The organism is Wenzhouxiangella sp. XN79A, from assembly GCF_012272825.1.
Classification (GTDB): Bacteria; Pseudomonadota; Gammaproteobacteria; order Xanthomonadales; family Wenzhouxiangellaceae.
Genome location: NZ_JAAWWS010000124.1, coordinates 17,544 through 37,016 on the forward strand (window position 1 = coordinate 17,544; position 19,473 = coordinate 37,016).

Consider the following 19,473-nt stretch of genomic DNA (forward strand, 5'->3'; position numbering starts at 1 on the left):
AAACCGATGTCAGAAACGCCGTCCACCCGCTCATCCGCCGACGTCGAGACCCATGTCTTCGGCGCCGAAGTCCACCAGCTGCTGAAGCTGATGATCAATGCGCTGTACTCGAACCGGGAGATCTTCCTGCGCGAGCTGGTCTCCAACGCTTCCGATGCGCTCGACAAGCTGCGCTTCGAGGCCCTCACCGACGAGGGCGCCGCGGCGCTGGCGGCGGACCCGGCCATTCATGTGCGCTTCGATGCCGAGCGCGGCCGGCTGTGGATCGAAGACAACGGCATCGGAATGACCCGCCAGGACGTCATCGACAACCTCGGCACCATCGCCCGTTCGGGCACGGCGAGGTTCCTGGAGCAACTCAGCGGCGATCGAACAGCGGATGCGCGGCTGATCGGGCAGTTCGGCGTCGGGTTCTATTCGGCGTTCATCGTCGCCGACCGGGTCACCGTCGAGTCCCGGCGGGTCGGCGTCCCGTCCGATCAGGCCGTGCGCTGGCGCTCGGACGGGCAGGGCGAATACACGCTCGAGGCCATCGAGCGCGAGCGGCCGGGCACCACCGTCGAACTGGAGATCGGCGCAGACCACCGGGACCTGCTCGACGCCGAGCGGCTGCGCTCGATTCTGAAGCATTATTCGAACCACGTCGCGTTTCCGATCCATCTGGACGGCGGCGCGGCCGACGACCGGGAATCGGCGAACACCGTCGAGCCGATCAATGAGGCGCAGGCGCTCTGGACCCGGCCGCGGCAGGAACTCGGCGACGAGGCCTACCGCGAGTTCTACGAAGGCCTGACCGGCGATACCCGGCCGCCGTCGACCTGGGCTCACCACCATGTCGAGGGCACCCAGAGCTACTCGCTGCTGCTCTACGTGCCGGGCCAGGCGCCGTACGACCTGGCCTGGAACCGCGACGACCGACGCGGCGTGCGGCTCTACATCCAGCGGGTGTTCATCATGGACGCCGCCGAGCAGCTCGTACCGCGCTACCTGCGTTTTCTGCGCGGCGTGGTCGATTCGGCCGATCTGCCGCTGAACGTTTCGCGCGAGCTGCTGCAGGAAAGCCCGCTGCTGGCCAGGATCCGCGCCGCCGTGGTCAAGCGCGGCCTGGCGATGATCGAGAAACTGGCCGAGACGGGCGGCGCGCCGTGGGCAGATTTCCAGCGCGACTTCGGTGCGATCCTCAAGGAAGGCCTGATCGAGGATCCGGACAACCGAGAGCGGATCGCACGCCTGGTGCGCTTCTCGAGTACGCGCGACGATGCACCGCATTCCGTCGGTCTTGCCGACTACAAGGCGCGCGCCGGCGACGGCGTCGAAGCGATCTGGTACCTGACGGCCGAGAGCGTGACCCAGGCGAAGACCCGTCCGCAGCTCGAAGCCTTCCGGGCGCGCGACATCGAAGTGCTGCTGATGACCGACCCGATCGATACCTGGGTGGTCGGGCACCTGTTCGAATTCGACGGGACGCCGCTGAAACCCGTGTCGGAGGGTCCGCCCGGCGACGACGCCGACAGCGACGATGCCGAAGAGGCCGCCGCGGCGTCGGACGCCCGGGTCGAACGGGTCGCCGCGGCGCTCGGAGAGCGGGTCGGTGAAGTCGTCCTCTCGCGCCGGCTGACCGATTCGCCCAGCTGCGTGGTCGACCCGATCGGGCTGGATCCGCGCATGCGCCGGATGCTGGAGCAGGCCGGGCAGCCGCTGCCGCCGATTCGCCCCCGCCTGGAGGTCAACCCGGCACACCCGCTGGTCAGGCTGCTCGGCGACCTGCCCGATGGCGACGAGCGCATCGCGACCATTGCCGAATTGTTGTTCGACGAGGCCGTGCTGCTCGACGGCGGGGAACTCGAGGATCCGGCGGGTTTCGTGCGGCGGGTGAACGCCATGCTTCATGCGGCCTGGGCGGGCGCGGACGCTGCCGCCGTTCGATCACCGGACCACCAGCCCGAAGCTCCGAACATCGGTTCGCCGGATTGATTTTGCCCCGGAGGCTTGCAAAGAAAATCATCTTCCGATACAATTCTCGGCTCGATTGCGGGGTGGAGCAGTCTGGCAGCTCGTCGGGCTCATAACCCGAAGGTCGCAGGTTCGAATCCTGCCCCCGCTACCAGGTCATCGGTGCAAGAAAGCCCCTGGTCTTCAGGGGCTTTTTTGTTTTCGGGCATTCTGCCGGATGTTCACCGCGGCTTGAAGCGGAGCAGAGCTGCCCCGCAGTTCGCGTCCGGTCGGCCCGATCCGGCGGCGGGTGCGGACGAAAAGATCACGAAGACGACGGAGGCGCGTGCATGGCGGTCCAGGACGATCTCAAGGCGCTGCTGAAGCCGGCGATCGAGGCGATGGGCTTCGAGTTCGTCGGGGTGGAGTACCTGTCCAACCCCAAGAACCGCCTCGTTCGTATCTTCATCGACCGCGCGCCCGACGGTGTTTCGATCGACGACTGCGCGGATGTCAGTCGAGAGGTCTCGGCACTGCTCGACGTCGAGGATCCGGTGTCGGGCCAGTACAGCCTCGAGGTCTCGTCGCCGGGCGTGGAGCGGCCACTGTTCGAACCCGGGCAGTACGCCGCGTTCGCCGGTGAAGAGGCGGTGCTGCAGCTGCACGCCCCGATCGACGGACGACGCAAGCTGACCGGCATCCTGCGCGGTGCCGACGACGCCCGGGTCGAGATCGAGATCGACGGAGCGATCGTCGATGTGCCGTTCGATGCGATCCGGCGGGCCAATCTGAAGCCCGACTGGGACGCCCTGATGGCCGGCGAGGCGCGAACGGGCGACGTCGCCGAGTGAAGTCGCACAGCGATTTCGCACACGGGTCGACGAAGGAGTTGACGAAAGGTCGAGCAGGAAACGGCCCCGCCGGGGATCATCGACCTCCATTGAATCAGCAACCGGAAGCACAGGAATGAAGAAAGGCAAGGAAATTCTGGCGGTCGCCGAAGCGGTCTCGAACGAGAAGGGCCTTTCGCCGGACATCATCTTCGAGGCGATCGAAGCCGCGTTGGCCTCGGCGGCCCGCCGGCGCCATCCGCAGGACATCGACACGCGGGTCGCGATCGATCGCACGACCGGCGACTACGAGGCGTTCCGCCGCTGGGAAGTCATTTCCGATGACGCCGAAGAGGTCGAGCTGGAATCCGAAGATCGCCAGATCCGGCTGGCCGACGCGCTGGAACTCGACCCCGACCTGCAGATCGGCGATTACGTCGAGGAACCGATGGAAGCGCCTGAATTCGGCCGGATCGAGGCCCAGGCCGCCAAGCAGGTCATTGTCCAGAAAGTCCGCCAGGCCGAGCGCGCACAGGTCGTCGAAGCCTACGAAGACCGGGTCAACGAACTGGTGTCCGGCCAGGTCAAGCGGCTCGAGCGCGGCGGAATCTACCTCGACCTGGGCGACAATGCCGAAGCCTTCGTGCCGTCGCGTCACACCATTCCGGGCGAGAACGTGCGCATCAACGATCGCCTGCGCGGCTTCCTGTACGAAGTGCGCGCGGAACTGCGCGGACCGCAGCTGTTCGTCAGTCGCACGCTGCCCGATCTGCTGATCGAACTGTTCAAGATCGAGGTGCCGGAAATCGGCCAGGAGCTGATCGAGATCAAGGGTGCGGCCCGTGATCCCGGACGCCGGGCCAAGATCGCCGTCCACGCGCTGGATTCGCGGACCGACCCGATCGGCGCCTGCGTCGGCATGCGCGGATCACGCGTCCAGGCGGTGTCGAACGAACTCGGCGGCGAGCGCATCGACATCATTCTCTGGGACGAGAACCCGGCCCAGTTCGTCATCAACGCGATGGCGCCGGCCGAGGTCGCGTCGATCGTCGTCGACGAGGACGCGCGCAGCATGGATGTCGCGGTCGAGGAAGACAACCTGTCGCAGGCCATCGGCCGCGGTGGCCAGAACGTCCGCCTGGCTTCGGAGCTGACCGGCTGGGAGCTCAACGTCATGACCGTCGAGGATGCCGAGGCCAAGAGCGAGGAAGAATCCCGTTCGGTGCTGCAGATGTTCGTCGAGAAGCTGGATGTCGACGAGGAACTGGCCGGAATCCTGGTCCAGGAAGGTTTCTCGAACGTCGAGGAAGTGGCCTATGTGCCGGAATCCGAACTGCTGGCCATCGAGGAATTCGACGAAGGCATCGTCGCCGAGCTGCGCCAGCGCGCTCGCGATGCCCTGCTGACGCAGATGATCGCGTCGGAGGAGCAGCTCGAGGAGAACCGCCCGGCCCAGGACCTGCTCGACCTCGAGGGCATGACCGAGGCGATCGCGTTCCGCTTGGCCGAGCAGGGCATCCGGACCCGTGACGATCTCGCCGAATGTGCGGTCGACGAACTGGAGGAGGTCAAGGATCTCGATCCGGAAACCGCCGCCACGCTGATCATGGAAGCCCGTTCGCACTGGTTCACCGAAGAAGGTTGAGCCAGCGTCGACGCGCTCGAACCACGAAATCAATGAAGTTGCATCGAAGACAGCAAGGAGTCTGAATGTCGCAGGTCACCGTTACGCAATTGGCAGAGGTGCTCGGTGTCACGCCCGATCGACTGTTGGCCCAGTTCAAGGAAGCCGGCATCAAGATCGAGGCGGCCGACGCGCCCGTGACCAACGACGACAAGAAGAAGCTGCTGGCGTTTCTGCGTACGTCGCACGGCAAGTCCGAGTCACGCGACGATACCGACTCGCCCAAGCGGGTGACGCTCAGGCGCAAGACCGTCAGCGAGCTGAAGGTGCCCAGCGGCGGTGCCGGCCGCACCCGCGGTCGTGGCGCCGCCCCTTCGCGTACCGTCAACGTCGAGGTCCGGAAGAAGCGCACCTACGTCAAGCGCGGCGCCATCGCCGAGGCCGAGCAGCCCGATGCCGAGCGCGAAGAAGCGCTGAAGGCCCTCGAAGAATCGCGCCGTCAGCGCGAGCAGGCCGAACTTGCCGAGCGCGAGCGCGAAGAGAAGCGCAAGGCCGAACTCGAAGCGGTTGAAAAGGCCGACGAGGAAGCCCGCGAGATCGAGCGGGCCGAGCGCGAGCGGCGCCAGGCCGAAGAAGAGAAGATGCGCGAAGCCGAGCAGAAGGCGCGCGAAGAGGCCGAGGCCCGTGCGCGCGCCGAGGCCGAAGCCGCTCGCCTGGAATCGGAGCGCGAGGCGCGTCGGAAGCGCGACGAGGAGAAGGAAGCCAAGCGCAAGGCCGGCAAGGGCAGCAAGACCCGCTATGGCCGCGAGGAGCTCCACGTGGCCAGCCGCAGCAAGCGTCGCAAGCCGAAGCGCCGCGGCAAGTCCTCCAGCGTCGGCGGCGAGCACGGCTTCCAGATGCCGACCCAGCCGGTCCGGCGCGCGATCGAGATTCCCGAGTCGATCACCGTCGGCGAGTTGGCCAAGCTGATGGCCGTCAAGGCCGGCGACCTGATCAAGGCCCTGATGAACATGGGCTCGATGGTCACGATCAACCAGGCGCTGGACCAGGAAACCGCGATCCTGGTGGCCGAGGAAATGGGCCACGAGGCCCGTCCGGCAGAAGACAAGGACATCGAGAGCGAACTGGTCGCCCAGGAAGAGGGCGGCGATGCCGTCACCCGTCCGCCGGTCGTGACCGTGATGGGCCACGTCGACCACGGCAAGACTTCGCTGCTCGACTACATCCGACGCGCCAAGGTGGCCGCCGGCGAAAGCGGCGGGATCACCCAGCACATCGGTGCCTACCACGTCGAGACCGAAAACGGCGTGGTGACCTTCCTGGATACGCCGGGCCACGCCGCGTTCACCGCGATGCGCGCTCGCGGCGCCCAGGCCACCGATATCGTGGTCCTGGTCGTGGCCGCCGACGACGGCGTGATGCCGCAGACCAAGGAAGCGATCCAGCACGCGCGTGCGGCCGGCGTGCCGCTGATCGTGGCGGTCAACAAGATCGACAAGCCGGAGGCCGACCTCAACCGCGTCAAGAACGAATTGTCGGCCGAGGAAGTCGTGCCCGAGGATTACGGCGGTGAAGAGATCTTCGTTCCGGTCTCCGCGATTACCGGCGAAGGGATCGATTCGCTGCTGGACGCCATCCTGCTCCAGGCCGAAGTGCTCGAGCTCAAGGCCGTTCCCGATCGGCGCTGCCGCGGCGTGGTGGTCGAGTCTGCGCTGGACAAGGGCCGGGGCCCGGTCGCCACGATCCTGGTGCTCGACGGGACTCTGAAGAAGGGCGACATGGTGCTGGCCGGCGAGGAGTATGGCCGGGTGCGCGCGATGTTCGACGAGTCGGGTCAGCCGATCGACGAGGCCGGTCCTTCGATTCCGGCCGAGATTCTCGGTCTGTCCGGGGTGCCGAACGCCGGCGACGACGTGCTGGTCGTGGCCGACGAACGCAAGGCGCGCGAAGCGGCCGATCAGCGCAAGACGCAGGCCCGTGAGGGCCGGCTGGCCGAGCGCCAGGCGGCGAAGCTGCAGAACCTGTTCGACCAGATGGGCGAGGGCTCGGTCGGCGATCAGCAGTCCGTGAACCTGGTCATCAAGGCCGATGTCCAGGGCTCTGCCGAAGCGCTGCGCGATGCGCTGACCAATCTTTCGAACGACGAAGTCAAGGTCAACGTGGTGTCTTCGGGCGTCGGTGGCATCACCGAGTCCGACGCATCGCTGGCCCAGGCCTCGAACGCGATCATCATCGGCTTCAACGTGCGTGCCGATGCGTCGGCCCGAAAGGTCATCAGCGAGGCCGATCTCGACCTGAACTACTACTCGATCATCTACGAGGCGATCGACGATGTGAAGAAGGCCATTTCCGGCCTGCTCGGCACCGAGATCAAGGAAGAGATCATCGGCCTGGCCGAGGTCAAGGACGTGTTCCGCTCGTCCAAGCTCGGTGCCATCGCCGGCTGCCTGGTGGTCGAGGGCGTGGTCAAGCGTGCCAACCCGATCCGAGTGCTGCGCGACAACGTCGTGGTGTTCCAGGGCGAACTCGAGTCGCTGCGCCGGTTCAAGGACGACGTCAAGGAAGTCCAGGCCGGCACCGAGTGCGGGATCGGCGTGAAGCAGTACAACGACGTCAAGCCGGGCGACCAGATCGAGTGCTTCGAGCGCTACGAAGTGGCGCGGACGCTGGAGGACTGAGGTGGCCGGACGTTCCGATCGGGTCGCCGGACTGCTCCGGCGCGAGCTGGCCGACATCGTTCGGTCCGGTTTCGAGCGCGAACTGCCGTCGCTGATCAGCGTGACCGACGTCGAGGTCTCGCGGGATCTTGCCCATGCCCGGGTCTACGTCTCGGTACTCGAGATCGAACACGCCGGCGAGGTGATGGCCTCGCTGGCCGAAGCCGCGCCGGCGATCCGCCACGAACTGGCCGGCCGCGTCCGGCTGCGCATCGTGCCTGCGCTGCGGTTCATCCACGACACGTCGACCGAGTCGGGTCAGCGTATCGAACAACTGCTGGCTGCCGCGCGCAAGCCTCGCGATTCCTGACGGCCGATCCGGGCGCTGGCCGCTCGCCCGACTGCGATCCGACGGTTTCTCCCGACACCACTCATGTCACGCTCCGGAATCCTGTTGCTGGACAAGCCGCCCGGCCTGACCTCGAACCAGGCGCTGGGCCGGGCCAAGCGCCTGCTCGGTCTGCGCAAGGCCGGGCATACCGGCGCTCTGGATCCGATGGCCACCGGGCTGCTGCCGCTGTGCTTCGGCGAAGCCACCAAGGTTTCGGCCTTCCTGCTCGATGCCGACAAGCGCTACCTGGCCGAACTCGAGCTGGGCGTGTCGACCGATTCGGGGGATGCCGACGGCAAGGTCATCGCGACGGCCGAGGTGCCGCCGCTGGACCGCGAAGGTCTCGACCGGCTGCTGGACCGGTTCCGTGGGCCGATCGAGCAGGTTCCGCCGATGGTCTCGGCACTGAAACACGAGGGTCGGCGCTTGCATGAGCTGGCCCGAGCCGGGATCGAAGTCGAGCGCCCGCCGCGCCCGGTCATCATCCACGAACTCGACCTGCTCGCCGTCGACGGCGCTCGGCTGGCGCTTCGCGTCGATTGCAGCAAGGGCACCTACATCCGCTCGCTGGCCATGGATATCGGAGCGGCGCTGGGCTGCGGTGCGCATCTCACGGCGCTGCGCCGGGAGCGTTCCGGGCCGTTCGCGCTGGCCGATGCGGTCACGTTGGAAACGCTGGAAGACGACGGCGAGGAGGCCGCCCGTGCCCGGATGATGCCGCCCGACCGGGCACTGCCGGGGCTGCCCTCGGTGGACATCGATGCCGATGCCGCTGCGCGGATTCGACAGGGTCAGGCGGTGCGCTGCACGGCGCCGCCGGGCGACCCGGTGCGGATGTACAGCGAGGGGATCTTTCTCGGGCTGGGGCGGATCGACGAGCGGCAGACGCTGGGCCCGCGCCGATTGATCCATCCCGAATGAAGCGGGTCAGCGCTCGCCGTTGGACGGGGCGCAGAACTGTTGATAGAGCTGGTCCATGATGGCCTGGACGCCCGAATTGGCCAATCGATAGTAGATCGTCTGCTGCTCTCGACGCGTGGCGACCATGCCGCTGTTGCGCAGGATCGCCAGATGCTGGGACAGCGCCGACTGCGAAAGCGGGACGTGGCGGTTGATCTCGGAGACCGACATTTCCTGTTCGAGCAGGTGGCAGAGAATCATCAGCCGGTGCGGGTTGGCCATCAGCTTCAGGAACTGCGCGGCATCTTCCGCGTGGCGCGCCATTTCGGTCAGCGGCATGCCTTCGAGGCGGTAGTCTGCGGTGCTTGGTCTGGGTTCGGCTTGCGTCATCGCGGGTCCTGCCCGGTCGTGGTCGTCCATCAGGGCCTCGCAGTGTACCGCATTCGCGATCGTTGGCCGATCCGGCACGGTCCGGCCTGGACGCCGCTCCGGGTAGAATGAACGGCTTTCCCAGCCTGGATGAGAAGCCATGTCCCAGAGCGCCGAATCCGTTTCCCGACGTCCCGAACGGGGCGCGGCCACGCCGCTGCGGTTCGTCACCGCCGCCAGCCTCTTCGACGGCCATGATGCCGCGATCAACCTGATGCGACGGCTGATCCAGGCCGAGGGTTGCGAGGTCGTTCATCTCGGCCACAACCGGTCGGTCGCCGAGATCGTCCGGGCCGCGATCTGCGAGGACGCCGACGGGATCGCCGTCAGTTCCTACCAGGGCGGGCACAACGAGTTCTTCAAGTACATGGTCGATACGCTGGCCGAGCAGGGCGCGAAGCATATCCAGGTGTTCGGCGGCGGCGGCGGGACGATCACGCCGGCCGAGATCCGTGCTCTGGAGGCGGCCGGCGTGAACCGCATCTATCACCCCGACGACGGCATGAAGATGGGGCTGGCCGAGATGATCGGCGACCTGGTCGAACGGACTCGCAAGGCCCGCGACGAGCGGGCGCAGGGCGCCGCGCGACTGCCCGGCGGCGGTGACGCGCTGGCCGCCGGCGATATCGCCGCGACGCTGTCGGCGATCGAGACCGGCAGGCTGTCGGAACACCAGCAGGCCCAGCTCGCCCGGCCGGTCGATGGCCCGGTCCCGGTGATCGGTCTGACCGGCACCGGCGGCGCCGGCAAGTCGTCGGTCACCGACGAGCTGATCAATCGCTTCCTGCAGTACTTCCCGGACATGCGTATCGCCGTGCTGGCTGTCGACCCGACCCGGCGCCGCACCGGCGGCGCGCTGCTCGGCGACCGGATCCGGATGAATACGCTGCGGTCGGACCGCGTGTTCATGCGCTCCATGGCCACGCGCCGCGCGCACCTGGCGACCTCCGAAGTCGTCCGCGACAGCCTGGAATTCCTTCGCCGCTGCGAGTTCGACCTGGTGATCCTGGAAACCGCCGGCATCGGCCAGTCGGATTCCGAGGTCGTCGACCTGGTCGATCTGCCGGTCTATGTCATGACCTCCGAGTACGGCGCGGCCAGCCAGCTCGAGAAGATCGACATGCTCGACTTCGCCGAGCTGGTGGTGCTGAACAAATTCGATCGGCAAGGCAGCCAGGATGCGCTGCGCGATGTACGGAAACAATGGAAGCGCAACCGACTGAAATTCGACCTGGCCGATGAGCAGGTGCCGGTCTATCCGACCATCGCCAGCCAGTTCAATGACCCGGGCGTGACCTGGATGTTCGCCAACCTCTGCCGGCTGGTGCGCGGGCTGGATCGTCGCGGGCCGCGCTGCGACTTCGAGCCGGACATCGCCGGTGAGGCGGTCGAGCCCAGGGGTACGGTGCTGATTCCGGGCCAGCGGGTACGCTACCTGGCCGAGATCGCCGAGCAGGGCCGGGCCCTGAACGCGTCGATCGCAGGCTGGGCCGAAGAGGCGCGGCGCGCCCAGCATTATTACGAGGTCCTGCGCGAGCTCGACACCGCGGGCCTTCCCGAGCCGCTGAACACGTTTCCGACGCTGCCCGACAGCGGGGAGCGCAGGCTGCTCGCCGAGCGCTACAACGAGGCGCTGAAGTCGATTCCCGAACACGCCCGCGATCGCCTGATCGGCTGGCCGGACCTGAAGGCCTCGGTCGAGGCCGACGCCTACAGCTACGAAGTGCGGGGCCGGGAAATCACCGGCTCGAACTACCGCGAGTCGCTGTCGAAGCTGCAGATTCCGAAGATCGCCGCGCCGCAGACCAGCGACTGGGGCGACCTGATGGTGTTCCTGCACAAGGAGAACCTGCCCGGGCACTACCCCTACACCGGCGGCGTTTACCCGTATCGACGGACCAACGAGGACCCGATCCGGATGTTTGCCGGCGAGGGTACGCCCGAGCGCACCAACCGCCGGTTCCACTACCTGTCCGAGGGCCAGCCGGCGCTTCGCTTGTCGACCGCGTTCGACTCGGTCACGCTCTACGGCGAAGACCCGGCCGAGCGACCCGATATCTACGGCAAGGTCGGCAACTCCGGCGTCTCGATCGCGACCCTGGACGACATGAAGAAGCTGTACTCCGGCTTCGACCTGTGCGACCCGGCGACCTCGGTGTCGATGACCATCAACGGCCCGGCGCCGATGATCCTTGCGATGTTCATGAACACCGCCATCGATCAGCAGGTCGAAAAGCACCTGAAGGAATCCGGGCAGTGGGAGGACGCGCAGGCCAGGCGGCGTGAACTGCTCGGTGCGGACCTGCCCGAATACGCCGGCACGCTGCCGAAGACCAACGACGGCCTCGGCCTCGGAATGCTCGGCGTGACCGGCGATCAGCTGGTCGATGCCGAGACCTACGCCCGGATCAAGGCCGACACCCTGAAGGTCGTTCGCGGCACCGTCCAGGCCGACATTCTGAAAGAGGACCAGGCGCAGAACACCTGCATCTTCTCGACCGAATTCGCGCTGCACATGATGGGGGATATCCAGCAGTACTTCATCGACCACGGCGTGCGCAACTTCTACTCGGTGTCGATCTCGGGCTACCACATCGCCGAGGCCGGCGCGAATCCGATCAGCCAGCTGGCCTTCACGCTGTCCAACGGTTTCACCATCGTCGAGTACTACCTCGCTCGCGGCATGGACATCGATGCCTTCGCCCCGAACCTGTCGTTCTTCTTCTCCAACGGCATGGATCCGGAATACGCCGTCATCGGCCGCGTCGCGCGGCGCATCTGGGCGCGTGCGATGCGCGAGCGCTACGGCGCCAACAAGCGCTCGCAGATGATGAAGTACCACATCCAGACGTCGGGCCGCTCGCTGCACGCCCAGGAGATCCAGTTCAACGACATCCGGACCACGCTGCAGGCGCTCTACGCGATCTTCGACAACTGCAACAGCCTGCACACCAATGCCTACGACGAGGCGATCACGACCCCGACCGAGGAATCGGTGCGGCGGGCCGTGGCGATCCAGATGATCATCAACAAGGAACTGGGTCTGAACTTCAACGAGAACCCGTTCCAGGGCAGTCACGCCATCGATCGGCTCACCGACCTGGTCGAAGAGGCGGTCTATGCCGAGTTCGAGCGCATTTCCGAGCGCGGCGGTGTGCTCGGCGCAATGGACACCATGTACCAGCGCAGCAAGATCCAGGAAGAGTCGCTGTACTACGAACACAAGAAGCACGACGGTTCGTTGCCGTTGATCGGGGTCAACACCTTCCTGCCGCCCGAGGGGGCCGAGCAGGAAGGCGGCGAAATCGAGTTGATGCGCTCGACGACCGACGAGAAGGACCAGCAGGTTGCCAACGTCCGTGCCTTCCAGCGGCGCAACACCGCTGAGGGCGAGCAGCGGCTGGCGAGGCTTCAGGACGTCGCGCGCGAGCGGGGCAATACGTTCGAAGCCTTGATCGAGGCGGTCAAGCGGTGTTCGCTCGGCCAGATCAGCCATGCGCTGTACGCGGTCGGCGGAGAGTATCGACGCAACATGTAGCCGTTGCGCTCGACGTCGGAACCGCGGGTCAACCGCGCCGGCGCAGCCAGATGCGGGCGAGGCCGCGCGTGGTCGTCAGGACCGATAGCGTGGCATCGGAGCCGCCGGAATCCCCGGGCGTTCCCTGGCTGTTCTCGTAGCCGGTCCAGCCGCCGTCGGCCCAGTCGACGGCGGTCGACGGGTCGCTGTCCAGCGGCTGGCCGGTGAAGTCCGATGCGTTGATCACCAGCGTCTGGATGCTGGCCAGGGCCGCGCCCGGATCCAGGCTCTCGGGCAGCTGGAAGACCACCTCGAAGGTGTCGGTCGCGTAGCGATCGCCCGGCACCTGCCATCGGCCCGCCGAGGTGTCCACGGAGAACGTCGCGGCGGTCGGCGAGCCCAGCCAGATCAGCGGTTCCAGGCGGACCGAGTGCCCGGGCGCCGTCCGAACCTCCCCGTGCCGGTCGAGCCAGCGCATCGGCTTGTCGAAGGTGATCCGGAGCCGATAGTCGAGTCCGGGCAGCAGCGGCTCCCGGAGTCGGGCCTCCAGCGACCGCTGGCCGTCGGCGGTCCTGGTCCATTCGGCGGTCAGGACCGGCCAGCGGCCGTCGGAGCTGTGGATCTCGACCGTTCTCACCGACGGCGGACCGGCCATCCGGTAGGCGACCACGGCATGGGTGATCGCCATGTCCTCGCGCAGCCGGGCGACTTCGGACTCCGGCAGGATGAATCCATCGTGGTTGGCGCCGAAGCCGCCGTAGTCCTCGCCGCCGTTGGCCGGCTCGATCTCCAGCGTCCAGCTCGGAATCTGGTAGGCGTAGGCGAAGTACTCGGCGGTCGTGCCGATTCCGGCGCCGATCGGATCGCGGACGTCGCGATAGAGCCGTCCGTGGCCGTGACGCTCCTCCGACAGCGCATCGTGGAAGCGGCTGTAGGTCGACAGCAGTGCGTCCTGAATGGAATTGCGACGATCGTTTTCGGTGCGCGAGGAGAAGAACAGCTGGGTGAACGAATGGGTGTCCTGGTACCAGCGTAGCCGATCCTCGCCGGCATGGACCGCAGCGGCGGCCAGGGCCCGGGTCTCCGGCTCGCTCTGCGCGAACGGGCCGTGGTAGGTCAGGTCGGTCTCGACGTCGGTCCAGCCGCCCGGGTCGAAGAACGGCGGATTGTTCCGGTTCAGGTCGACGCCGAACAGGTGATCACCGACGGTGTCCAGGACTTCGTCGGCGTCGAGCAGGTTCTTGCGCCGCATCCGGCCGTCGCGCGGCCACTGGTCGGTGCGCGGATCCTCGCCGACCAGGACCTCGGTCGGGTAGCGCTGGGTCTGCAGGAAGCCGTCGATGTTGTTGACCGGCAGCACGGTGAAGCGCACGTGGTCGAGCAGGTAGTCGTACAGCCACCCGTCGCCGGCGCCTGCGGCGAAGCCCTCGATGAGCCCGGTGGTCAGTTCCGGGGTGCCCCACTCGCGGGCGTGAATGCCGCCGTTGATCAGGGCCGAGGATTTCGGCCCACCGTCCGGCGTATCGGCGGCCGGAGTCGTGATCGCGTAGGCCCAGATATCCCGCCCGAGCCGCGTCTGGCCGACCACGGTCCCGTCGATGAAGTCGTTGAGCATCATCAGGTCCTGGTGGCGGGCGTGCAGCGCGGCCCAGGTCCGGAAGCCGTCGAACGGCAGGGTCGAGTCTTCGGGCACCGGGGGCGGATAGCCCAGCGCGAAGCTGCTGCCGCCGCTCGGGGACTCGACATAGGTGTAGCGCTGCTGGCCGTGGGCCGGGACGGCGAGCAGCACCAGCAGGACCAGCGCCAGGACGACCGGCGCTGAGACGACGTGCTTCCGGGCGACGGTGCGCACGTTCACTGCCAGCGCTCCACCAGCGCGGATTCGTCGGCTGTCAGCCGATCCTCGTGCAAGGCCTTCAACAGTCGCCGGCTGGCGGCAGAATCGCGTAGATGCAGCGCCAGCAGCATGCGCAGCCGGGCGCGCTCGGAGGCTGCGTCGAACCTGCGGTCGATGCGGGCTTCGAGCCCGGGCGCGGTTTCGGCCAGCGCAAGCGCCGCGTCGGCACCGCGCTCCGGCTCGTCGAGCAGGCCCCACACGCGTGCGCGCAGCGACGCGTCGGAGCTGCGGGCGGCGTGGTGAACGGGCAGGCCGCCGAGCTCCGGGCGGTCCAGTGCGCGCCGAAGCAGCGAGACCGGTCCGGGGGACGCGCCGCGGACCGCCTCGCGGAACGCGGCCAGGGCCACGCGTGGCTCGGCCCGGTCGATCAAGGCGTCCAGCGTGTCCGGACCGAGCAGACCCTTGTCGACCAGGGCCAGCTGGACGTGGTCGGGGCGGGCCCCCTTGGCCAGGCGGTTCTGGAGGGTGTCCAGCACCTCGTCCCGGGCGGCCGGGGCCGATCGGGTCAGCGCACGCAGCGCGGCCCGGAATTCCTGTCCATTCGGCGGCGCGGCCAGCCCCGTGGTGATCGCATCCGGTCGATCGGTCCAGCGCTCGGCCAGCGTGCGTAGCTGTTGTTCGGCGATCCGGTTTCGCGCCAGCATGGCGACGTTGAAGGCCGGGTGGCTGCGGCCGGGGTGGTCGGGATGGAGCGTGCGGACCGTCGGCGGCAGGTCCAGCAGTCGCTCCAGCCGGCCCGATGGAACCGGAAATCCGGGCTCGGGTCCGATCCAGTCGCGCAGCCAGGCCGACAGCATGGCCTCCCGGCGCTCCGGGTCGGTCTCGATCCAGGCACGCTCGAAGGCTCGGTCGGCGGCCTCGCCGGTGCCGGGTCTGCCGGCGGCCGCCTCGAGATCGGCGCGGGCGCTGGCCTGCAGGGCCGCGAGTTCCGCCGGGTCCAGCACCTCGGCATCAGCAGCGCTGGCAATGAGCACCGCGAAAAGCAGGGTGACCGGGGCGACGAGGTTCATGCCGCGAGCCTATCGGATTCCGGGGCCGGGGACAATTCGGGCGCCGGCGTCCGGCGACCCCGACCGGACGACGATTTGACCCAACGCAAGCGCGGCACGCTCGAGCTGCTTCAGACTGTCCCCGAGCGTCCGATGGGCGGACGCACCGTGAATTCGCAGAAGGAGACATGCATGAGCCACGTCCCGCACGAGCTGGCCGAGGAATTCCCCGAGTACGTCGAGAAGATGCACACCCTGAAGATGAACGACCGGCATTTTGCCCACATGGCCGAGGAGTATCACAAGGTCAACCGTGAGGTGCACCGGATGGAAACCCGCGTCGAGCCGGTGACCGATCAAGTCGAGGAAGAAGCGCGCAGGAAGCGCATGCAGCTGAAGGACCGGATCGCCGAGTACCTGGCCGCCCACTGATCGACTGCCGGTCGCCTGCTGGACGGCGACGGGTCCCTCGACCAGGGCGCAGGATCGATTCGCGCAATCGGCTCGGCCCCGCGTCGGGCCGCGCCTCGATCGACCGCTTGCCGCGTTGTCGCCGCCGGCGGTCATCGAAATCGAACGAGGCCGTCCCCGGAGCGCGATTGGTAGACCGGACCACGACCCGTCACGGAGACCGAGCATGGGATCACAGGGTTCACCGGACGACCGCAACGCACTGCGCCTGCTGATTGCGTTCGGCGTGATCTGGATCGGTCTGGCGATCGCACCCTTCGATCGCGCGGTCTGGGCGCTGGAGCACGGGCTGACGGTGCTTGCCGTCGGGCTGCTGGCGCTGACCCGGTCGCGGCTGCGCTTCAGCGATCCGGCCCTGGCGCTGATTGCACTGTTTCTCGTTCTGCACGCCATCGGCGCCCATTTCACCTATGCCCGCGTTCCGATCGGCGAGTGGCTGACGGCGCCGTTTCCCCAGTGGAGCCGCAACCCGTACGATCGCTGCGTGCATCTTGCCTACGGGTTGCTGGTGACCCCTGCGGTGATCGAGTTGCTGGCCGAGCGGGCGCCGCCGCGCCGGGCCTGGCGATTCCTGTTGCCGGTCCTGTTCGTCGCCGGCACCGCGGCGATCTACGAAGTGCTGGAAGCGCTTGCGCTGGAGTGGGTCGACGCGTCTGCCGGAGAGCGCTTCCTGGCCACCCAGGGCGACCACTGGGATGCCCAGTGGGATCTTGCGTTGGCCATCCTCGGGTCGATCGTGACGGTGGCCTGGATGCGCGGCCGGCCCTTCGCTGCACGCTGATCGGCCGTCGCGATAGACTGGGGCCTGCACGCGATTCGAGCGACGAGGTGTTCAGCATGGCCGGAGGTTGGGCCCGAGACGGTGCCGTTCAGGACCAGATCGACGCCAGCGTGGACGACGAAGTCCGGCGGGCGCGCAGCCGCCTGGTCGGCGGCGGCCCGAGCCTGGAGGAGTGCGAGGACTGCGGCGAGCCGATTCCCGAGGCTCGGCGGCAGGCCGTGCCGGGCGTCCGGCGCTGCGTGCCGTGCCAGGCCGAAGCGGATCGCGAGGCCGGGCGCGGCGCGGCGGTCAACCGACGCGGAAGCAAGGACAGCCAGCTGCGCTGAGCGTGCTCAGCAGGCCCGGTCGACGACCGAGGCGTAGGGCAACTCGGTCACCGGCACGCGCCAGTGCTCCGGAACCCCGGCCTGGAGCAGGCCGACCGGGTCCAGTCGCTGTGGTGATGAACGCAGCTCGGCGTTGTCGATCGACGCCGCGGGTCGGCCGGCGCCGGTCGCCGGATCGATCGGCAATGCGGCGGCCGGCGCCGTGTCGGGCGATGGCATCCGGACGATCGCCAGTGCAGCGATCAACAGCAGCATTTCGAAGCGGTGTTCCTGGCTGGGTTTCATTGGCGGGTTCCTGTTCCTGGTCCGGCTGCGCGTGCTCGAACCGGTACAGACCGGCCAATGGCCGAATCGATTGCACAACGGTTCGCCGGCCCGGTCGGGTCGCGCCGGCATTCAAGGGCAGTATCCTTGACCCCCGGCCCACATCAGGAAATGTTCATGCTCCTTCGCTGGCTTTCTTTCGCGTTGCTCGTCACCCTTTCCGCGGCGGCCCAGGCCCAGCAGGTCGTGGCCGGTCCGATGCCCGGCCATTCGGCGATGCGCGCCGTTCAGGTCTGGATCCAGACCGACGCGGAAGCCGAGGTTCGGCTGGCCTATCGTCCGGTCGGTAGCGCAGGTGATGACCGGGTCAGCGAGGCCGTGGTCACCGATGCCGCCATGGCCCACGCCGCGGAGATCGACGTGACCGGCCTGGAGCCGGGCACCGTCTATGAATACCGCGTCCTGCTCGACGGCACGGCGCAGGCCGCCGACCAGCCGCTGCGGTTCCGGACCCAGCCGCTTTGGCAATGGCGCGAGGACCCGCCGGACTTCAGCTTTGCGCTGGGTTCGTGTTCCTACGTCAACGATCCGCCGTATGATCGCCCGGGTCGTCCGTACGGCGGCGAGTACCAGATCTACGATGCAATCGCCGAGACCGACCCGGACTTCATGATCTGGCTCGGCGACAACGTCTATTACCGCGAAGTCGACTGGGATTCGCCGTGGGCAATGGTGCAGCGCTTCAGCCATGCCCGCCAGCTGCCGGAGATGCAGCGCCTGCTGCGCTCGACGCACCATTTCGCGACCTGGGACGACCACGACTACGGTCCGAACAACGCCGACCGCAGCTACGCACTGCGCGACACCGCCAAGGCGGTGTTCGATGCGTTCTGGCCCAATCCGCCGTTCTCCGGCGCCGGGGGCGGGGGCGTGATGAACTACTTCGAGTGGCACGATGCCGGCTTCTTCCTGCTCGACAACCGGTTCTTCCGCTCGGCCAACGACCGCGTGACCGGCGAGCGCACGATCCTGGGTCGCGACCAGGTCGAGTGGCTGATCGACGCGCTGAAGAAGAGCAACGCGACCTTCAAGTTCGTCGTCATCGGCGGCCAGTTCATCAACAGCGCCGAGTTGTTCGAGAACTACATCGCGCTGGCGCCCGGCGAGCGACGCGAGATCCTCGACCGACTGGCGGCCGAGGACATTCCGGGCGTGGTGTTCCTGACCGGCGACCGGCACCATTCGGTGCTGCTGAAGATGGATCGGCGGGGCGACTACCCGCTCCATGACTGGACCGTATCGCCGCTGACCGCGGGGCCGAGTTCGCCGCGAGACGGAGAAGGGCAGTATCGCGTCGAGGGCAGCCTGTACACCGATCGCAACTTCGGGCGCGTCGAGATCAGCGGGCCGCGCGATGACCGCGTGGCGACCCTGGTCCTGCACGACAGCGACGGCGAGGAGCGCTACCGCTACACCATTCGAGCCAACGACCTCAGAAGCGGCTCCTGAGCGCAACGGCCTGCCCGGGCGCGCGGCTGGATGCCGTGGCCGATCCGATCAGCGGCGTCGATCAGGTCATCGTTCCGCGCAGCAGCGACATCGACGGCTTCGAGGTCGCCCGAGTGCTGGCCAGCCGCGAGCGGCGGATGGTCGGGCCGTTCGTGTCGTTCGATCGGATGGGGCCGGGCGAATTCATGCCGGGCCGCGATCCGGACGTCCGGCCGGGGCCCTCGAATCGCCTGCGGGCGCTCGCCCCGGGCTGACGGTCGCACTCGAGGCGGATTCACCCGTTCACTTGATGGTGCCCGGTGGCGAACCGATGGACGACCCGCGGTTTCCCCTGGTGGAAGTCCGTGGTCTCGACACCGGAACGGAACCATGAAGCCCGGTCGGATCGGCAGGCCGGTCGCTTCGCGCCGGTCCCCGGCGCTGAGGAGCGGATCCCGCTCCCGGATCTTCCGGGGTTCTGAGCGGCCGGACTGCACCCGGATGACGTTTCCTCGAATTCGCGCGTCGAAAACGGCCCCGGTGATCGGCTGATCGATGGACCGCGCGCTCATATATCAGCACCTGCTAAACTAAGAGTATGCGTCCCGACCGCCTGCTTCCGACTCCGATGCTCGCCGCGCTGCTCGCGGTACTGCTGCTGCGCGCCCTGGTGCCGGCCGGCTTCATGCCCGGCAGCGACGGCTGGGTTCAGCTCTGCAGTCTGGATGGCGCACGCTGGGTGCTCGATGCCGATGGAGCGTCGTCCTCGCAGGATCGCTGCTTCTGGGACCAGGCCTTGACCAGCGCTGTCCTGCCGGATCTCGCACGTCTTTCCATCGACGCTTCGTTCCCGGGCGCTTCGCCTGTCGGGCGGCCATCCGCTCCGGCAGCGACGTGCCCTGCCTCGGGTCCGCCGGCGCGGGCCTCTCCTTCCTGCGCCTGATTCAGTCCACCGGCCCGTTCTCGGGCCTACCCGA

At 67.6% G+C, this 19,473-nt stretch carries 17 protein-coding genes and 1 tRNA gene; 14 read left to right on the plus strand and 4 right to left on the minus strand.

All coding sequences use genetic code 11. The annotated features are described in order from the left end of the window. Positions 1–6 precede the first annotated feature (6 nt). The 7 genes from htpG to truB all read left to right on the plus strand — a co-directional run bounded on the left by htpG (position 7) and on the right by truB (position 8,355). The gene (gene htpG, locus HFP89_RS01285) at positions 7–1,974 is read left to right on the plus strand and encodes a molecular chaperone HtpG (protein ID WP_168715834.1); all 1,968 of its coding nucleotides are present in this window, start codon (positions 7–9) and stop codon (positions 1,972–1,974) included. A gap of 56 nt (positions 1,975–2,030) precedes the next feature. Beyond that, a tRNA-Met gene (locus tag HFP89_RS01290) sits at positions 2,031–2,107 on the plus strand. Positions 2,108–2,282: 175 nt separating this feature from the next. After that, positions 2,283–2,783 (plus strand): ribosome maturation factor RimP, encoded by a 501-nt coding sequence (gene rimP, locus HFP89_RS01295; protein WP_168715835.1) that lies wholly within the window; start codon positions 2,283–2,285, stop codon positions 2,781–2,783. Positions 2,784–2,898: 115 nt separating this feature from the next. Beyond that, positions 2,899–4,407 (plus strand): transcription termination factor NusA, encoded by a 1,509-nt coding sequence (nusA, locus tag HFP89_RS01300; RefSeq protein WP_168715836.1) that lies wholly within the window; start codon positions 2,899–2,901, stop codon positions 4,405–4,407. 65 nt (positions 4,408–4,472) lie between these two features. Beyond that, a complete protein-coding gene (gene infB, locus HFP89_RS01305) occupies positions 4,473–7,064 on the plus strand; it encodes a translation initiation factor IF-2 (protein WP_168715837.1) in 2,592 nt (863 codons plus the stop codon). 1 nt (position 7,065) lies between these two features. Further along, positions 7,066–7,413 carry a 30S ribosome-binding factor RbfA gene (gene rbfA / locus HFP89_RS01310; protein WP_168715838.1) on the plus strand — a complete coding sequence of 116 codons (348 nt, stop codon included), beginning with the start codon at positions 7,066–7,068 and terminating at the stop codon, positions 7,411–7,413. 63 nt (positions 7,414–7,476) lie between these two features. Next, positions 7,477–8,355: a tRNA pseudouridine(55) synthase TruB gene (truB, locus tag HFP89_RS01315; protein ID WP_168715839.1), complete on the plus strand. Its 879-nt coding sequence runs from the start codon at positions 7,477–7,479 to the stop codon at positions 8,353–8,355. A 6-nt stretch (positions 8,356–8,361) separates the two neighbouring features. Here truB and HFP89_RS01320 read toward each other — a convergent pair whose 3' ends face one another. Further along, positions 8,362–8,724, minus strand: a complete 363-nt coding sequence (locus HFP89_RS01320; RefSeq protein ID WP_240955815.1) for a metalloregulator ArsR/SmtB family transcription factor — start codon at positions 8,722–8,724, stop codon at positions 8,362–8,364. 139 nt (positions 8,725–8,863) lie between these two features. Between HFP89_RS01320 and HFP89_RS01325 the strand changes: the two genes are divergently transcribed. Continuing rightward, on the plus strand, positions 8,864–12,301 hold the full coding sequence (locus HFP89_RS01325) for a methylmalonyl-CoA mutase family protein (protein WP_168715840.1): 3,438 nt from the start codon (positions 8,864–8,866) through the stop codon (positions 12,299–12,301). A gap of 28 nt (positions 12,302–12,329) precedes the next feature. Here HFP89_RS01325 and HFP89_RS01330 read toward each other — a convergent pair whose 3' ends face one another. Then, on the minus strand, positions 12,330–14,138 hold the full coding sequence (locus tag HFP89_RS01330) for a M14 family zinc carboxypeptidase (RefSeq protein WP_168715841.1): 1,809 nt from the start codon (positions 14,136–14,138) through the stop codon (positions 12,330–12,332). Then, complete coding sequence (locus HFP89_RS01335; RefSeq protein WP_168715842.1) at positions 14,135–15,187, minus strand: hypothetical protein; 1,053 nt, start codon at positions 15,185–15,187, stop codon at positions 14,135–14,137. The genes HFP89_RS01330 and HFP89_RS01335 overlap by 4 nt, the downstream gene beginning before the upstream one ends. Before the next feature lie 171 nt (positions 15,188–15,358). Here HFP89_RS01335 and HFP89_RS01340 point away from each other — a divergent pair, with 171 nt between their 5' ends. From HFP89_RS01340 to HFP89_RS01350, 3 genes are all read left to right on the plus strand, one after another. Further along, positions 15,359–15,598, plus strand: coding sequence for a DUF465 domain-containing protein (locus HFP89_RS01340; RefSeq protein ID WP_168715843.1), 240 nt, complete (start codon positions 15,359–15,361; stop codon positions 15,596–15,598). Positions 15,599–15,803: 205 nt separating this feature from the next. Continuing rightward, complete coding sequence (locus HFP89_RS01345; RefSeq protein WP_168715844.1) at positions 15,804–16,418, plus strand: DUF2238 domain-containing protein; 615 nt, start codon at positions 15,804–15,806, stop codon at positions 16,416–16,418. Positions 16,419–16,474: 56 nt separating this feature from the next. Next, positions 16,475–16,744 (plus strand): DksA/TraR family C4-type zinc finger protein, encoded by a 270-nt coding sequence (locus HFP89_RS01350; protein WP_168715845.1) that lies wholly within the window; start codon positions 16,475–16,477, stop codon positions 16,742–16,744. 6 nt (positions 16,745–16,750) lie between these two features. On the opposite strand, the gene HFP89_RS01355 is transcribed toward HFP89_RS01350, so the two are convergent. Beyond that, positions 16,751–17,029 (minus strand): hypothetical protein, encoded by a 279-nt coding sequence (locus HFP89_RS01355; RefSeq protein ID WP_168715846.1) that lies wholly within the window; start codon positions 17,027–17,029, stop codon positions 16,751–16,753. Positions 17,030–17,185: 156 nt separating this feature from the next. On the opposite strand from HFP89_RS01355, the gene HFP89_RS01360 reads away from it, so the two are divergent. From HFP89_RS01360 to HFP89_RS01370, 3 genes are all read left to right on the plus strand, one after another. After that, positions 17,186–18,517: an alkaline phosphatase D family protein gene (locus HFP89_RS01360; protein ID WP_168715847.1), complete on the plus strand. Its 1,332-nt coding sequence runs from the start codon at positions 17,186–17,188 to the stop codon at positions 18,515–18,517. A gap of 35 nt (positions 18,518–18,552) precedes the next feature. Continuing rightward, positions 18,553–18,771 (plus strand): pirin family protein, encoded by a 219-nt coding sequence (locus tag HFP89_RS01365; RefSeq protein ID WP_168715848.1) that lies wholly within the window; start codon positions 18,553–18,555, stop codon positions 18,769–18,771. A gap of 353 nt (positions 18,772–19,124) precedes the next feature. Next, on the plus strand, positions 19,125–19,439 hold the full coding sequence (locus HFP89_RS01370; RefSeq protein WP_168715849.1) for a hypothetical protein: 315 nt from the start codon (positions 19,125–19,127) through the stop codon (positions 19,437–19,439). The last annotated feature ends 34 nt before the right edge of the window (positions 19,440–19,473 follow it).

What these genes read in the sequence shown, in the direction of transcription:
- HFP89_RS01320 (WP_240955815.1), bottom strand. Translation starts at nt 8,724, where the DNA reads ATGACGCAAGCCGAACCCAGACCAAGCACCGCAGACTACCGCCTCGAA.
- HFP89_RS01350 (WP_168715845.1), top strand. Translation starts at nt 16,475, where the DNA reads ATGGCCGGAGGTTGGGCCCGAGACGGTGCCGTTCAGGACCAGATCGAC.
- rimP (WP_168715835.1), top strand. Translation starts at nt 2,283, where the DNA reads ATGGCGGTCCAGGACGATCTCAAGGCGCTGCTGAAGCCGGCGATCGAG.
- htpG (WP_168715834.1), top strand. Translation starts at nt 7, where the DNA reads ATGTCAGAAACGCCGTCCACCCGCTCATCCGCCGACGTCGAGACCCAT.
- nusA (WP_168715836.1), top strand. Translation starts at nt 2,899, where the DNA reads ATGAAGAAAGGCAAGGAAATTCTGGCGGTCGCCGAAGCGGTCTCGAAC.
- HFP89_RS01335 (WP_168715842.1), bottom strand. Translation starts at nt 15,187, where the DNA reads ATGAACCTCGTCGCCCCGGTCACCCTGCTTTTCGCGGTGCTCATTGCC.
- HFP89_RS01370 (WP_168715849.1), top strand. Translation starts at nt 19,125, where the DNA reads ATGCTCGCCGCGCTGCTCGCGGTACTGCTGCTGCGCGCCCTGGTGCCG.
- HFP89_RS01345 (WP_168715844.1), top strand. Translation starts at nt 15,804, where the DNA reads ATGGGATCACAGGGTTCACCGGACGACCGCAACGCACTGCGCCTGCTG.
- truB (WP_168715839.1), top strand. Translation starts at nt 7,477, where the DNA reads ATGTCACGCTCCGGAATCCTGTTGCTGGACAAGCCGCCCGGCCTGACC.
- infB (WP_168715837.1), top strand. Translation starts at nt 4,473, where the DNA reads ATGTCGCAGGTCACCGTTACGCAATTGGCAGAGGTGCTCGGTGTCACG.
- HFP89_RS01340 (WP_168715843.1), top strand. Translation starts at nt 15,359, where the DNA reads ATGAGCCACGTCCCGCACGAGCTGGCCGAGGAATTCCCCGAGTACGTC.
- HFP89_RS01360 (WP_168715847.1), top strand. Translation starts at nt 17,186, where the DNA reads ATGCTCCTTCGCTGGCTTTCTTTCGCGTTGCTCGTCACCCTTTCCGCG.
- HFP89_RS01325 (WP_168715840.1), top strand. Translation starts at nt 8,864, where the DNA reads ATGTCCCAGAGCGCCGAATCCGTTTCCCGACGTCCCGAACGGGGCGCG.
- HFP89_RS01355 (WP_168715846.1), bottom strand. Translation starts at nt 17,029, where the DNA reads ATGAAACCCAGCCAGGAACACCGCTTCGAAATGCTGCTGTTGATCGCT.